The 13,859-nt window shown below is 68.9% G+C and carries 13 protein-coding genes; 12 read left to right on the forward strand and 1 reads right to left on the reverse strand.

The genetic code is table 11. The features are described 5' to 3' along the window. Nucleotides 1-280 precede the first annotated feature (280 nt). The 12 genes from BST14_RS07650 to egtE all read left to right on the forward strand — a co-directional run bounded on the left by BST14_RS07650 (nt 281) and on the right by egtE (nt 13,178). On the forward strand, nt 281-1,546 hold the full coding sequence (locus tag BST14_RS07650) for an aspartate kinase (protein WP_083063990.1): 1,266 nt from the start codon (nt 281-283) through the stop codon (nt 1,544-1,546). Continuing rightward, nucleotides 1,547-2,581, forward strand: coding sequence for an aspartate-semialdehyde dehydrogenase (locus BST14_RS07655; protein ID WP_083063915.1), 1,035 nt, complete (start codon nt 1,547-1,549; stop codon nt 2,579-2,581). It abuts the gene before it with no gap. A gap of 8 nt (nt 2,582-2,589) precedes the next feature. Then, a complete protein-coding gene (locus BST14_RS07660; RefSeq protein WP_083063916.1) occupies nt 2,590-3,738 on the forward strand; it encodes a DUF4185 domain-containing protein in 1,149 nt (382 codons plus the stop codon). Nucleotides 3,739-3,842: 104 nt separating this feature from the next. Then, the gene (locus BST14_RS07665) at nt 3,843-4,280 is read left to right on the forward strand and encodes a hypothetical protein (protein ID WP_211280673.1); all 438 of its coding nucleotides are present in this window, start codon (nt 3,843-3,845) and stop codon (nt 4,278-4,280) included. A 154-nt stretch (nt 4,281-4,434) separates the two neighbouring features. Continuing rightward, nucleotides 4,435-4,992, forward strand: a complete 558-nt coding sequence (locus BST14_RS07670; RefSeq protein WP_083063918.1) for a hypothetical protein — start codon at nt 4,435-4,437, stop codon at nt 4,990-4,992. 235 nt (nt 4,993-5,227) lie between these two features. Beyond that, nucleotides 5,228-6,676: a catalase gene (locus BST14_RS07675; protein WP_083063919.1), complete on the forward strand. Its 1,449-nt coding sequence runs from the start codon at nt 5,228-5,230 to the stop codon at nt 6,674-6,676. A gap of 32 nt (nt 6,677-6,708) precedes the next feature. Next, the gene (locus BST14_RS07680; RefSeq protein ID WP_083063920.1) at nt 6,709-7,380 is read left to right on the forward strand and encodes a sensor domain-containing protein; all 672 of its coding nucleotides are present in this window, start codon (nt 6,709-6,711) and stop codon (nt 7,378-7,380) included. Nucleotides 7,381-7,560: 180 nt separating this feature from the next. Continuing rightward, on the forward strand, nt 7,561-8,874 hold the full coding sequence (gene egtA / locus BST14_RS07685) for an ergothioneine biosynthesis glutamate--cysteine ligase EgtA (protein ID WP_083063921.1): 1,314 nt from the start codon (nt 7,561-7,563) through the stop codon (nt 8,872-8,874). Nucleotides 8,875-9,026: 152 nt separating this feature from the next. Continuing rightward, nucleotides 9,027-10,343 carry an ergothioneine biosynthesis protein EgtB gene (gene egtB, locus BST14_RS07695; protein WP_083063923.1) on the forward strand — a complete coding sequence of 439 codons (1,317 nt, stop codon included), beginning with the start codon at nt 9,027-9,029 and terminating at the stop codon, nt 10,341-10,343. Continuing rightward, a complete protein-coding gene (egtC, locus tag BST14_RS07700) occupies nt 10,343-11,059 on the forward strand; it encodes an ergothioneine biosynthesis protein EgtC (RefSeq protein ID WP_083063924.1) in 717 nt (238 codons plus the stop codon). The genes egtB and egtC overlap by 1 nt, the downstream gene beginning before the upstream one ends. Then, nucleotides 11,059-12,024: an L-histidine N(alpha)-methyltransferase gene (gene egtD, locus BST14_RS07705; protein WP_083063925.1), complete on the forward strand. Its 966-nt coding sequence runs from the start codon at nt 11,059-11,061 to the stop codon at nt 12,022-12,024. The genes egtC and egtD overlap by 1 nt, the downstream gene beginning before the upstream one ends. Continuing rightward, nucleotides 12,021-13,178: an ergothioneine biosynthesis PLP-dependent enzyme EgtE gene (gene egtE, locus BST14_RS07710; protein WP_083063926.1), complete on the forward strand. Its 1,158-nt coding sequence runs from the start codon at nt 12,021-12,023 to the stop codon at nt 13,176-13,178. Before egtD ends, egtE begins: the two co-directional genes overlap by 4 nt. Here egtE and BST14_RS07715 read toward each other — a convergent pair. Continuing rightward, a complete protein-coding gene (locus BST14_RS07715; protein ID WP_083063991.1) occupies nt 13,175-13,855 on the reverse strand; it encodes a class I SAM-dependent methyltransferase in 681 nt (226 codons plus the stop codon). The two genes, egtE and BST14_RS07715, sit on opposite strands and share 4 nt — an antisense overlap. Nucleotides 13,856-13,859 lie beyond the last annotated feature (4 nt).

Here is a 13,859-nt window from a genome sequence, read left to right on the forward strand (position 1 = left end):
CGGGGTATCAGAAGGGGAACCTCAGACCGGCGCATCGCGAACACCCGCGACGGGAAGCCGGTCTGGATTAGACCCCGTCGCGGCGGCCGAGGAGGAGCACCCGCTGCACGTCCTGCACTTTACCGCTTTTCGCGGCTTGGCAAAAATGCCGCCGAGACCGAAGCGAATGTTCGGGGCGGGGGACCGGGTATCGCGACGTAAACCGCCATGCGTGGCACGTATTCTGTTGTGGACTTATACCCGGAATTGGGTGCGCAGGGCCGGAGAGGTGGGGAAAAGCGTGGCGCTCGTCGTGCAGAAGTACGGCGGATCCTCAGTGGCGAACGCCGATCGGATCCGCCGCGTGGCCGAGCGCATTGTCGCGACCAAGAAGCAAGGCAACGACGTGGTCGTCGTCGTCTCCGCGATGGGCGACACCACCGACGACCTGATGGATCTCGCCCAGCAGGTGTGTCCGGCGCCGCCGCCGCGGGAACTCGACATGTTGCTGACCGCCGGTGAGCGAATCTCCAACGCGCTGGTCGCGATGGCGATCGAATCGCTGGGGGCGCAGGCGCGCTCGTTCACCGGTTCGCAGGCCGGCGTGATCACCACGGGCACCCACGGCAACGCCAAGATCATCGACGTCACGCCGGGGCGGCTGCAGACCGCGCTGGACGAAGGGCGCATCGTGCTGGTGGCCGGTTTCCAAGGCGTCAGCCAGGACACCCGGGACGTGACCACGCTGGGCCGCGGCGGTTCGGACACCACCGCGGTGGCGCTGGCCGCGGCGCTGCGCGCCGACGTGTGCGAGATCTACACCGACGTCGACGGCATCTTTTCCGCCGACCCGAGGATCGTGCACAACGCCCGCAAGCTGGAGACGGTCACCTTCGAAGAGATGCTCGAGATGGCGGCTTGCGGCGCCAAAATCTTGATGCTGCGCTGCGTCGAATATGCGCGCCGCTACAACATTCCGGTGCACGTCCGGTCTTCGTATTCGGAGAACCCGGGCACCGTCGTCGTCGGATCGATCAAGGACATAGCCATGGAAGACCCCATCCTGACCGGAGTCGCGCACGACCGCAGCGAGGCCAAGGTGACCGTCGTCGCCATTCCCGACATCCCCGGATATGCCGCCCGCGTCTTCCGGGCGCTGGCCGATGCCGACGTGAACATCGACATGGTGCTGCAGAACGTCTCCAAGGTCGAGGACGGCAAGACCGACATCACCTTTACCTGCTCGCGGGACAGCGGACCCACCGCGGTGGCCAAGCTTGATGCGCTCAAGGACGAGATCGGGTTCAGCCAACTGCTTTACGACGACCACATCGGCAAGGTGTCGCTGATCGGAGCGGGCATGCGCAGCCACCCGGGCGTCACCGCCACCTTCTGTGAGGCCCTGGCAGAGGTGGGGGTCAATATCGAGCTGATCTCCACCTCGGAGATCCGGATCTCGGTGCTGTGCCGCGACACCGAACTAGACAAGGCCGTCGTGGCGTTGCACGAGGCGTTCGGACTCGGCGGCGAAGAGTCGGCGACGGTGTACGCGGGGACGGGTAGATAGATGGTTGCCATCGGCGTTGTGGGCGCCACCGGCCAGGTCGGCCAGGTGATGCGCCGGTTGCTCGACGAGCGGGACTTCCCCGCGACGTCGGTGCGGTTTTTCGCCTCGGCGCGCTCGCAGGGGCGCAAGCTGGAATTCCGCGGTCAGGAGATCGAGGTCGAAGACGCAGCGACGGCCGACCCGAGCGGGCTGGACATCGCGCTGTTTTCCGCCGGTAAGACGATGTCGCTGGTGCAGGCCCCCCGGTTCGCCGCGGCCGGGGTGACGGTGATCGACAACTCGTCGGCCTGGCGCAAGGACCCGGACGTGCCGCTGGTGGTGTCCGAGGTGAACTTCGTTCGCGATGCCGGCAACCGGCCGAAGGGCATCATCGCCAACCCGAACTGCACCACCATGGCCGCCATGCCGGTGCTCAAGGTGCTGCACGAGGAAGCCGAACTGCAACGCCTGGTGGTGTCGAGCTATCAGGCGGTATCCGGCAGCGGGATCGCCGGGGTGGAGGAGCTGGCCACCCAGGCTCGCGCGGTCATCGACGGCGCCGAGCGGCTGGTGCACGACGGCAACGCCGTAGCGTTCCCGGCGCCCGAAACCTATGCCGCGCCGATCGCCTTCAACGTCATCCCGTTGGCGGGCTCCCTCGTGGACGACGACTCCGGTGAGACCGACGAGGACCAGAAGCTGCGCCACGAGAGCCGCAAGATCCTCGGCATCCCCGAGCTGGCCGTCAGCGGCACCTGCGTGCGGGTACCGGTGTTCACCGGACACTCGCTGTCCATCAACGCCGAATTCGAACGCCCGCTGTCGCCGGAGCGGGCCCGTGAACTGCTCGACGGCGCGCCCGGGGTGAAGGTGGTCGACGTGCCGACCCCGTTGGCGGCCGCCGGTGTCGACGAATCGCTGGTCGGCCGGATCAGGCGCGATCCCGGGGTGCCCGACGGCCGCGGCCTGGCGCTGTTCATCTCCGGTGACAACCTGCGCAAGGGGGCGGCGCTGAACACCATTCAGATCGCCGAGTTACTCGCCGCGCAGTTGTGAGTCCGCGAGTGAGTTCCGCGACGCGGTTCTCGCTTCTTGCGGCATCTTTGCTTGTGCCGCAATGCTTTTGGATAGCACATGCCGATCCGCCCGCCCCGGCGCCCGACCCGGTGCTGCAGCCGCTGGCCCCCGGCCAGGTGCTACGGATCGGCCCCACCGCCGGTACCGGCACCCCGACCGGGGATTACGGCATCGGCGCGACCGACCTGTGTGAGTTCGTCGAGTTCCCCGCCGAGTTGCTTCAGGTGTGCGGCGACAGCTTCGCCGGCCAGGGCGTCGGCTTTGGTGGTTGGTACGCCCCCGTCGCGTTGCGCGTCGACACGTCCTCCGTCGACGACCCCGGCGGGGTGCGCTACACCGGGGTCACCGGCATCAGCAATCCGCTGCTGGCCGACCCCGCGCCGCCGGGAGCCTCGCAGCTGCCCGCCGGGGTGGTGCAGATCAACCGGCGCAACTACCTGATGGTGACGACGACCAAAAACCTCGAACCGCAGAGCTCGCGGCTGGTGACCGCCGAACCGGCGCGCGCGGGCTGGCAGACGATTCCCGGGTCCAAGCGGCCCGCGTCGTATCAGGGTGGCTCGCAGACACAGATCAGCGGCTACTACGACCCGATCCCCACGCCGGAGTCGCCCAGCGGCTGGGTGTACATCGTCGCCGACAGTTTCACCCGCAGGGATCCGGTCGTGCTCTACCGGGCCACTCCGCAAACGTTCACCGACCGGTCCCGCTGGCAGGGCTGGGCGGCCGGTCCGCAAGGGGGCTGGGGCAAACCGCCGACGCCGTTGTGGCCGGACGCGGTGGGCGAGATGTGCATCCGGCAAATCGACGGCAAGGCGGTGCTGTCCTATTTCAACGCCGTCAGCGGCAACATGGAGGTCCGGGTGGCCAACGACCCGACGGGCCTGGGCGACGCGCCGGTCACGACGGTGGTGCAGCACGACGAGTGGCCGGACCCGGCGGAAAGCCTGCCGCCGCCCTACGACAACCGCCTCGCGCAACCCTATGGCGGCTACATCTCTCCCGGCTCGACGCTCGACGAGCTGCGAATCTTCGTCAGCCAGTGGGACACCCGCGCGCGGGTGGCCGCGCCATACCGGGTGATTCAGTTCGCGGTCAACCCGCTGCGGCCCGAGCAGCGAGTTTTCACCCGCTGAGCGGGCGATTTAGTTCACAGCTGGTACATAAGTAGCGCATAGCCGCCACTACTGTTAACGGCTTCATCATTTGTCTCATGAGTGAAACATCTGAATCCCCCACCGTGCGTCATTCCACCGCAACTGCACCGGTCGCCGCGGAAGCGGCGGCGGCCTACCGGGCCCCGCGGGTCTTCCAACTCGCCGCGTGGGTCGCCATCGTCGCCGGCATCGTGTTCATCGTCGCGGTCATCTTCTTCACCGGGTTCATCCTCGGCCACCGCGGCGGCCATCACGGGCACCACCACCACAAGCACCACCACGCGATGGTGCACCACCGTGGCCCCGGCGGCCCCGGCAACTTCGGCGGACCGGGCGCACCGGGCGCACCGGGTGGCCAGGGCGGCCAGGGCGGCCAGACCGGTCCTGGGGCAACCAGCACTGCGCCGGCGCCGCCGGGCGTGCGTCCCAGCGGTATGGCCCCGGGCCAGCTGCCGCCGTCGGTCCTGCACTCGGCGGCCGCGCTGGGACAGACCCCGAGCGTCATCGTGCTGACCAACTGAAAACCCATTACCAACCAGTGGCCCGGCGCCTTGCGCGAGCGCCGGGCCACCTGTCTTTTGCGGTCACCGGCGCCTAACCGCCGCGTCTCGATTCACCACAATTTTGGCGCCGGGCCCTGGTAGGGACGGGGTGCGAGCGGCAATATGGCAAGGCATGAGCGAGACACCCGAAGAACGAGTCGAGCCGACCCACGAGCCGACCCCAGCCGCACCGGTCACAGCGCCACCACCACCGCCGCCCCCCGAGCGGGTGAAGCCGCCGCGGCTCTACACGGCGGCGGCCTGGGTGGTGATCGTCGCCGGCGTGGTGTTCATCCTCTCGTCGCTGTTCTTCGTCGGTGCCTTCATCTGGAAGCAGCACTACCACTGCCAGCACCATCACCACGGCATGTTCCACCCCGGTGGACCCGGACCGGGCAACGGACCGTGGGGTCCCGGGCCGGGCAACGGGCCAGGGCAGTACGGCGGTCCGGGCGGCGGCTACGGGCCGTGGTACGGCGGACCCGGTGGCCCGGGCGGGCCCGACAACGGGCCGTGGGGCCCCGGCCCCGGGGGTCCCGGCCTGATCGTTCCGATGCCCCCCGGCGGCCCGGGCGGGCCCGGCGGACCGGTCGCCGGCCCTGGCGTCAGCGGCCCGGGACAACCTCCGGCTGTCAGCCAGCCCCCCGGTGCCCCCGCACCGCGCCCCGGTGCTCCCGCACCGCGCCCCTGACGGCGCCCGTTCAAGTCACGGCCTAAGTCCGGCCCCGAATGGGTACTGACCCTTAGTGGGCGACCGACGGTGTTGCCCGCGTTTCTTGGCGTGATCAAGAAAAGGGAAGTACACGAATGCAGGCCGAAGGCCCGACCGCCCACCGCCATGCTGAAAGTGCTTGATGAATAAGCGCATTCGGTATGGCGGTGCGGGCTGGGTTCCTGTGGCCTCCCGCCCGGTGACGAGGAGAGTGATGACGGAGCGTTTCACGACCAATGACGCCGGTATCGCTGCGCCGAGCGACGATCAGTCGCTGACGATCGGCCCAGACGGCCCGATTCTGCTGCAGGACCACTACCTGATCGAGCAGATGGCGATGTTCAACCGCGAGCGCATCCCGGAGCGCCAGCCACACGCCAAAGGCGGTGGTGCGTTTGGTCATTTCGAGGTGACCAACGACGTCAGCCAATACACCAGGGCCGCGGTATTCCAGCCGGGCGCCAAAACGGACATGCTGGCACGGTTTTCCACGGTCGCCGGCGAGCGGGGCAGCCCCGACACCTGGCGGGATCCGCGGGGCTTCGCCCTGAAGTTCTACACCAGCGAAGGCAATTTCGACCTCGTCGGCAACAACACACCCGTTTTCTTCATGCGCGACCCGTTGAAGTTCCAGCACTTCATCCGGTCCCAGAAACGCCTGCAGGCAAGCAATTTGCGCGACCACAACATGCAGTGGGATTTCTGGAGCCTTTCCCCGGAATCGGCGCACCAGGTGACCTGGCTGATGGGCGACCGCGGCATCCCCAAGACCTGGCGCAACATGAACGGCTACAGCAGCCACACCTACAGCTGGATCAATGCCGCGGGTGAGATCTTCTGGGTGAAGTACCACTTCATCACCGATCAGGGCATCGAGTTCCTGACCCAGGAGGACGCCGACCGGTTGGCCGGTGAGGATGGCGATTACCACCAGCGCGACCTGTTCGACTCGATCGAGCGCGGGGACTACCCGAGCTGGACGCTGAAGATGCAGATCATGCCGTACGAGGAAGCCAAGGACTATCGCTTCAACCCGTTCGATCTGACCAAGGTGTGGCCGCACGGCGACTACCCGTTGATCGACGTCGGCAAGATGACGCTGAACCGCAACGTCACCGACTACCACGCCGAGATCGAGCAGGCGGCCTTCGAGCCGAACAACACCGTGCCCGGCACCGGGTTAAGCCCTGACAAAATGCTGCAGGCGCGCGGCTTCTCGTACTCGGACGCGCATCGCGCCCGGCTGGGAACCAACTACCGGCAGATCCCGGTCAACACCCCCAGGGTCGAGGTGAACAGCTACTCCAAAGACGGCGCCATGCGGATCAACAACGTCTCCGACCCCGTGTACGCGCCCAATTCCTACGGCGGTCCGCACGCCGACCCGGCCCGCGCCGCCGAGGTGCGCTGGCACGCCGACGGAGACATGGTCCGCTCGGCGTACACGCTGCACGCCGAGGACGACGACTGGGGTCAGGCCGGCACCATGGTCCGCGAAGTCCTCGATGACGCGGCCAGGGAACGCTTGGCGCACAACATCATTGGCCATGTCTCCCAAGGCGTCAAGGAACCGGTGCTGTCGCGGGTGTTCGAGTACTGGCGCAACGTCGACCCCGACCTCGGCAAAAAGGTCGAGGAAGGCGTGCGGGGCAACGGGGGCTGACCGCACGTCCGCGCGCCTGGCATGATCGCTGCATGACCAAGCGGGTTGCCCAGGTTGCCCAGGCGCGCGGGGCCGCGGTCGTCGTCGGGTTGGCCTTCGCGGGCACAATCGCGGTACCGGTCGCGGCCGCGCACCCGTCGGAGCCCGGCGTGGTCAATTACGCCGTCCTGGGCAAGGGGTCGGTCGGCAACATCGTCGGCGGACCCATGGGGTGGGAGTCGGTGTTCACCCAGCCCGGGCAAGGCGACTGGGTGGACCTTCCCGAGTGCAACAACTGGGCCGACATCGGCTTGCCCGAGGTGTACAACGATCCCGATTTGGCGTCGTTCAACGGGGCCGTCACCCAGACCTCGGCCACCGACCAGACGCATCTGGTCAAGCAGGCCATCGGGGTGTTCGCCACCAATGACGCGGCGGGCCGCGCGTTTCATCGCGTGGTGGATCGCACCGTGGGCTGTTCGGGGCAGACCACCGCGATCCACCTGGACAACGGCAGCACGCAGGTGTGGTCGTTCGACGGCGGGCCGGCCGGCCCGGCCGACGAGAACTGGACCAAGCAGGAGGCGGGCACCGATCGCCGGTGCTTCGATCAAACCAGGCTGCGCGAAAACGTGTTGCTGCAGGCGAAAGTGTGCCAATCCGGCAATGCCGGGCCCGCGGTCAACGTGCTAGCTGGGGCGATGCAGAACGCGCTGGGTCAATAATCGAGCGATTGGGTAACAGTCTTCCCCGAGCACCTCAAAGTGCGCAGAAGGGAATATGTCGGGGGCGTCTGATAGATGAAGCACTAGACGAAGCAGTGCCGATTATCGTTCGATTAGCTGCGCAGGGAAGCGGTCCGCAGGTGCATGTTCAGGCTTGCGCGGGCCCGAAGGGATCGTGATATGACGTTCGCGCCGATCGCTGCCGCGGCTTCGCAACCGGGGTCGGGGGTGGCCGGTGCCCACTCCGCCCCCGAGCTGAACATCGCCGAGCCGGCCGACTCCGCGGCCGTAGCGCAATACATCGCCGAAGGGTGTCTGGTGGATGCCCCGCTGGGCCGGGTGGGTCTGGAATTGGAGGCGCACTGCCACGATCCGGCCGACCCCCACCGCAGGCCGAGCTGGGACGAGATCGCCGACGTGCTCGCCGCGCTGCCCGCAATGCCGGGCGGCAGCAGGGTCACCGTGGAGCCCGGCGGCGCCGTCGAACTGTCGGGGCCGCCGGCCGACGGCGTGGCACCCGCCATCGACGCCATGCGCCGGGACCAGGCCGTGCTGCAGCCGGCGTTTGCTGAGGCCGGGCTGGGCCTGGTCTTCCTCGGCGCCGACCCACTGCGGCCGCCCCAGCGCATCAATCCGGGTGCCCGCTACCGCGCTATGGAACAGTTCTTCGCCACCAGCCGCTCCGGGGAGGCGGGCGCGGCGATGATGACGTCCACCGCCTCGATCCAGGTCAACGTGGACGCCGGGCCGCGGGACGGCTGGGCGGCGCGGGTGCGCCTGGCGCATGCCTTGGGGCCCATGATGATCGCGATCACCGCCAACTCGCCGATGCTGGTCGGCGACTTCACGGGCTGGGTGTCCAGCCGGCAGCGGGTGTGGGGCCGGATGGATTCGGCGCGTTGCGGGCCCATCCTGGGGGCCAGCGGCGACGACCCGGGCACCGACTGGGCGCGGTATGCGCTCAAGGCCCCGGTGATGCTCGTGCACAATCCCGACGCCGAAGCCGTCACGCATTGGGTGCCCTTTGCCGACTGGGTCGACGGCCGGGTGCTGCTCGGGGGCCGCCGCCCCAGCGTGGCCGACCTGGAATACCACCTCACCACGCTGTTTCCGCCGGTGCGGCCCAGGCAGTGGCTGGAGATCCGCTACCTGGACAGCGTGCCGGACGCCCTGTGGCCCGCCGTGGCCTTCACCCTGGCGACCCTGCTCGATGACCCCGCCGCCGCCGACGTCGCGGCCGAGGCCGTCGAACCGGTGGCGACCGCCTGGGACACCGCGGCCCGGGTGGGCCTGCGGGATCGACGGCTGTACCGGGCGGCCAACGCCTGCGTGACCATCGCCGCCGCGAAAGCGCCCGGGGAACTGGGCGATTCGATGCAGCGGTTGGTCCGCCTGGTCGAGCGGGGCCGCTGTCCCGGTGACGATTTCGCCGACCGGGTGATCGAGCATGGCCTCGCCCCCACCGTGGGGCGACTGGCGCAAGGGGAGCAGTGACATCTCCTGATGATTCCGACCCGCCGCGCCCGGCTGCGCCGCGCTTGCGGTCGTCGTCGCCTGATGATTCCGACCCGCTGCGCCCGGCTGCGCCGCGCTTGCGGTCGTCATCGCCTGATGATTCCGACCCGCTGCGCCCGGCTGCGCCGCGCTTGCGGTCGTCATGCCGCGAGGCGATCGCCGACGACCTGGCGCGGGCGCGGGCGCGGACGTTGCGTCTGGTCGACTTAGACGACGCCGAACTCTGCCGGCAATACGACCCGTTGATGAGCCCGCTGGTCTGGGACCTGGCGCACATCGGTCAGCAAGAAGAGCTGTGGCTGCTGCGCGGTGGTGACGCGGCGCGGCCGGGGATGTTGCCGCCGCCCGTCGAGGGGCTGTACGACGCCTTCGTACATTCGCGCGCCAGCCGGGTCGATCTGCCGCTGCTGTCGCCGGACCAGGCGCGGGCATACTGCCGCACCGTGCGGTCCGCCGTGCTCGACGCGCTGGATGAGCTGCCCGACGACCCCGCCGGCGACGAGGCGGCCTTCGTTTACGCCATGGTGGTCAGCCACGAAAACCAGCACGACGAGACCATGCTGCAGGCGTTGAACTTGCGCAGCGGCGCACCGCTTCTGCGGGCAACGTCGACGCTGCCGGCGGGGCGTGCCGGCGTGGCCGGCACGTCGGTGCTGGTGCCCGCCGGTGAATTCGTCCTCGGTGTGGACGCCGCAAGCGAACCGTACTCACTGGACAACGAGCGCCCGGCCCACGTCGTCGACCTGCCCGCGTTCCGGATCGGCCGGGTCCCGGTCACCAACGGTGAATGGCGGCAGTTCGTCGACGACGGCGGCTATCACCAGCCGCGCTGGTGGTCGGAGCGCGGCTGGCAGCACCGGCAGGGTGCGGGGCTTACCGCGCCGCAGTTCTGGAGTTCCGACGGTCTCACCCGCACCCGTTTCGGCCACGTCGAAGAGATCCCGGCCGACGAACCCGTCCAGCACGTCAGCTATTTCGAGGCCGAGGCCTACGCCGCCTGGGCCGGCGCCCGGCTACCCACGGAGATCGAGTGGGAGAAAGCCTGCACCTGGGATCCCTCCACCGACACCCGGCGCCGCTACCCCTGGGGTGAGCGCACACCGGACGACGACCTGGCCAACCTGGGCGGCGGGGCGTTGCGGCCCGCGCCGGTGGGCGCCTATCCCGCCGGCGGCTCGGCGTACGGGGCCGAGCAGCTGCTCGGCGATGTCTGGGAGTGGACCAGTTCCCCGCTGCGGCCGTGGCCGGGATTCGTCCCGATGCTCTACGAACGCTATTCACAGCCGTTCTTCGGCGGCGACTACCGGGTGCTGCGCGGCGGCTCGTGGGCGGTCGAACCGGGCATCATGCGGCCGAGCTTCCGCAATTGGGATCATCCCTACCGGCGCCAGATCTTCTCCGGCGTTCGGTTGGCGTGGGACGTCCCCGGCGCCGGGGATTCCCCCTGATGTGCCGGCACCTGGGATGGCTGGGGACCGACGTCACCGTGTCCTCGTTGGTGCTCGACCCGCCGTTCGGGCTGCGGGTGCAGTCTTATGCGCCGCGCCGCCAGAAGCACTGCCTGCTCAACGCCGACGGTTGGGGGGTGGGGTTTTTCGACACCTCCGCCGAACCCCCACCAGGGGTGCCGCGCCGGTGGCGCAGCCAGGCGCCGCTGTGGGGTGACGTGTCGTTCGATTCCATCGCGCCGGCGTTGCGCAGCCACTGCGTGGTGGCCGCCGTGCGCTCGGCCACCGTCGGGATGCCGATCGAGGCCAGCGCGACCGCGCCGTTCACCGATGAGCGGTGGTTGTTGTCGCACAACGGAATAGTCGACCGGTCCGTGTTGCCGACCACGTCAGCGGCCGAATCGGTCTGTGACAGCGCCATATTGGCGGCGGTGATCTTCGAGCGCGGCCTCGACGCGCTGGGACAGACCATCGTCGAGATCGCGGAAGCCGATCCGGGCGCCCGGCTGAACATCCTGGCCGCCAACGGCTCTCGCATGGTGGCGACGGCGTGGGGCGACACGCTGTCCATCCTGCGCCGCGCCGACGGCGTGGTGCTGGCCAGCGAACCCTATGACAACGACTCCGACTGGGAGGACGTCCCGGACCGCCACCTTGTCGAAGTCACTGCCGACGGCGTCACGATGACGCCGCTGGACCAGTCGAGAGGATCTTGATGAGGCTGTCGCTGTCGAACCACCTGGCCGCCGACTCGGCGTACCACGCGCTGCGCCGTGATGTGCTCGAAGGCCTGCAGAAGACGCCGAAGTCATTGCCGCCCAAATGGTTCTACGATTCCGTGGGCAGCGAGCTGTTCGATCAAATCACGCGGTTGCCCGAGTATTACCCCACCCGCGCCGAGGCGGAGATCCTGCGCGCGCGGGCGGCCGAAGCGGCCTCGGCCAGCGAGGCCGACACGCTGGTGGAACTGGGCAGCGGGACATCGGAAAAGACCCGGCTGTTGCTCGACGCCCTGCGCGCACGGGGTTCGCTGCGCAGGTTCGTCCCGTTCGACGTCGACGCCAGCATTCTGTCGACGGCCGCCGCGGCCATCGCGCGGGAATACGCCGGGGTCGAAATCAAGGCCGTTTGTGGCGATTTCGAAGAGCACCTGACGGAGATCCCCGAAGGCGGGCGACGGCTGTTCGTGTTCCTCGGGTCGACGATCGGCAATCTCACGCCGGTCCCCCGCGCGGGGTTCCTCGCCGCGCTGTCCGCGCAGATGCGGCCCGGCGACAGCCTGCTGCTGGGCACGGACCTGGTCAAGGACTCCGAGCGGCTGGTGCGCGCCTACGACGATGCCACCGGCGTGACGGCGGCGTTCAACCGCAATGTGCTCGCGGTCGTCAACCGGGAACTCGACGCGGATTTCGACGTCGACGCCTACCGGCACGTGGCCCGGTGGAACACGGCGGAGGAACGCATCGAGATGTGGTTGCGGTCCGACCGTCCCCAGCGGGTGCGGGTCGGCGCGCTCGACCTGACCGTCGACTTCGAGGCCGGCGAGGAGATGCTCACCGAGGTGTCGTGTAAGTTCCGCTCCGACAAGGTGACTGACGAATTGGCCGCCGCGGGCTTGCGTCGCACCCGGTGGTGGACCGACGAGGCGGGCGACTTCGGGTTGTCGTTGGCCGTGAAGTGACCGGCAGCAACGCGCTGGCCGACCGGTGGCGGTCAGCCCGCCCGCCGGTGGCCGGACTGCACCTGGACAACGCGGCCTGTTCACGGCAGAGCCTGGCGGTGATCGAGGCCACCGCGCAGCATGCCCGCAACGAATCCGAAGTCGGCGGCTACGTCGCGGCGGAGGCCGCCACACCGGTGCTCGACGCCGGGCGCGCCGCCTTCGCCGCGCTGACCGGAATGCCGGACGCCGAGGTGGTTTTCACCACCGGTTCGCTGAACGCCCTGGATCTGCTGCTGGGCGGCTGGCCGGCCGAGCGACGGACGGTGGCGTGCCTGCCCGGCGAATACGGGCCCAACCTGGCGATGCTGGCCGCTCACGGGTTCGACCGGCAGCTGCTGCCGACGCTGGAAGACGGCCGGGTCGCGCTTGACGACGCGGCGCTGGCGCTGGACAGCGACCCACCGGACCTGGTGCATCTGACCGCCGTGGCCAGCCATCGCGGTGTGGTTCAACCGGTTTCGATGGTCGCCCAACTGTGCCGCGAATTGGGGCTGCCGCTCGTGGTCGACGCGGCGCAGGCACTGGGCCAGGTGGACTGTGCGGTGGATGCCGATGCGACCTACTCGTCGTCGCGCAAATGGATCGCCGGTCCGCGCGGTGTCGGGATCCTCGGGGTGCGCGGCGAACTGATGGAACGCCTGCACCCCCGGCTGGCCGCGCCGGAGTGGGCCAGCAAGGACGGCCCGCCGACGGTGGCCGAACAACTGGAATTTGGCGAAGCGAATATTGCAGCGCGCGTGGGGTTTTCGCTGGCGCTGGGCGAGCATCTGGCCTACGGGCCGCGGGCGGTGCATGCGCGGCTGGCCGAGGTGGGGGTCATGAGCCGCACGATGCTGGCTGATGTGGACGGCTGGACGGTGGTCGAAGAGGTCGAAGAGCCCAGTGCCATCACCACTTTGGCGCCCAACGACGGCGCCGACCCGCAGGCGGTGCGGGCATGGCTGCTGGCCGAGCGACGGATCCTGACCACCTGCGCCGGCGTGCAGCGGGCGCCGCTGGAGCTCACCCAACCCGTGCTGCGGATCTCACCGCACGTGGACACCACGGCCGACGACCTTCAGACGTTCGCCGAGGCGCTCATCGCCGCCACCGCGGCGACCGCGACCGGCTAGCCCGCTTTGTGCGCCGTCAGCAGGTAGGCCGGCATCTTGAGCCGGCCCTGCTCGTCGCGATCGTGCGGCGGAAATTCAAAGGGCGCGCCGGGGATGTTGACGACGTTGGACAGGATGAAGGAGGGGCGAATCTCATCGATCTCCCAGTACTTACTCACCGCGGCGCGCAGTTCGCCCTCGTCGACCTCGTTAGGCTTCGGTTCCATCTCGGCCGGGAAGGCGCCCTTGGCGAAGACCAGGATGAACAGGCTCGCCCCGGGCGCGGCGGCCCGGTGTACCGACCTCAGGTAGCCGTCGCGGCCCTCCACCGGCAGCGAGTGGAACAGCGTGCTGTCCACCACGGTGGAGAACCGCCCGTCGTAGCCGGAGAACGACGTGATGTCGGCCTGCACGAAACTGGCCGTGGTCAAGCCGCGCTCCTGGGCGGACTCGGTGGCCGCCGCGACGGCGGTCGGCGTGAGGTCGACACCGACCACCGTGTACCCCTGGGCGGCCAGCGCCAGTGACAGCTCGGCGACCCCGCAGCCGGCATCGAGCACGTCGCTGCGGAATTTGCCGGCCGCGACCAGCGCCGCCAGTTCGGGTTGTGGCTCACCGATGTTCCAGGGTGGCGGACCCTCGAAGTGGGCCTGCTCGCGATACGCGCTGTCCCAATCCATCACGTGATCAGACGACATGAAT

It is taken from the genome of Mycobacterium arosiense ATCC BAA-1401 = DSM 45069 (genome assembly GCF_002086125.1).
In the GTDB taxonomy this organism is placed as follows: domain Bacteria; phylum Actinomycetota; class Actinomycetes; order Mycobacteriales; family Mycobacteriaceae; genus Mycobacterium; species Mycobacterium arosiense.

What these genes read in the sequence shown, in the direction of transcription:
- BST14_RS07655 (WP_083063915.1), top strand. Translation starts at nt 1,547, where the DNA reads ATGGTTGCCATCGGCGTTGTGGGCGCCACCGGCCAGGTCGGCCAGGTG.
- BST14_RS07670 (WP_083063918.1), top strand. Translation starts at nt 4,435, where the DNA reads ATGAGCGAGACACCCGAAGAACGAGTCGAGCCGACCCACGAGCCGACC.
- BST14_RS07675 (WP_083063919.1), top strand. Translation starts at nt 5,228, where the DNA reads ATGACGGAGCGTTTCACGACCAATGACGCCGGTATCGCTGCGCCGAGC.
- BST14_RS07680 (WP_083063920.1), top strand. Translation starts at nt 6,709, where the DNA reads ATGACCAAGCGGGTTGCCCAGGTTGCCCAGGCGCGCGGGGCCGCGGTC.
- egtA (WP_083063921.1), top strand. Translation starts at nt 7,561, where the DNA reads ATGACGTTCGCGCCGATCGCTGCCGCGGCTTCGCAACCGGGGTCGGGG.
- egtC (WP_083063924.1), top strand. Translation starts at nt 10,343, where the DNA reads ATGTGCCGGCACCTGGGATGGCTGGGGACCGACGTCACCGTGTCCTCG.
- egtD (WP_083063925.1), top strand. Translation starts at nt 11,059, where the DNA reads ATGAGGCTGTCGCTGTCGAACCACCTGGCCGCCGACTCGGCGTACCAC.
- BST14_RS07715 (WP_083063991.1), bottom strand. Translation starts at nt 13,855, where the DNA reads ATGTCGTCTGATCACGTGATGGATTGGGACAGCGCGTATCGCGAGCAG.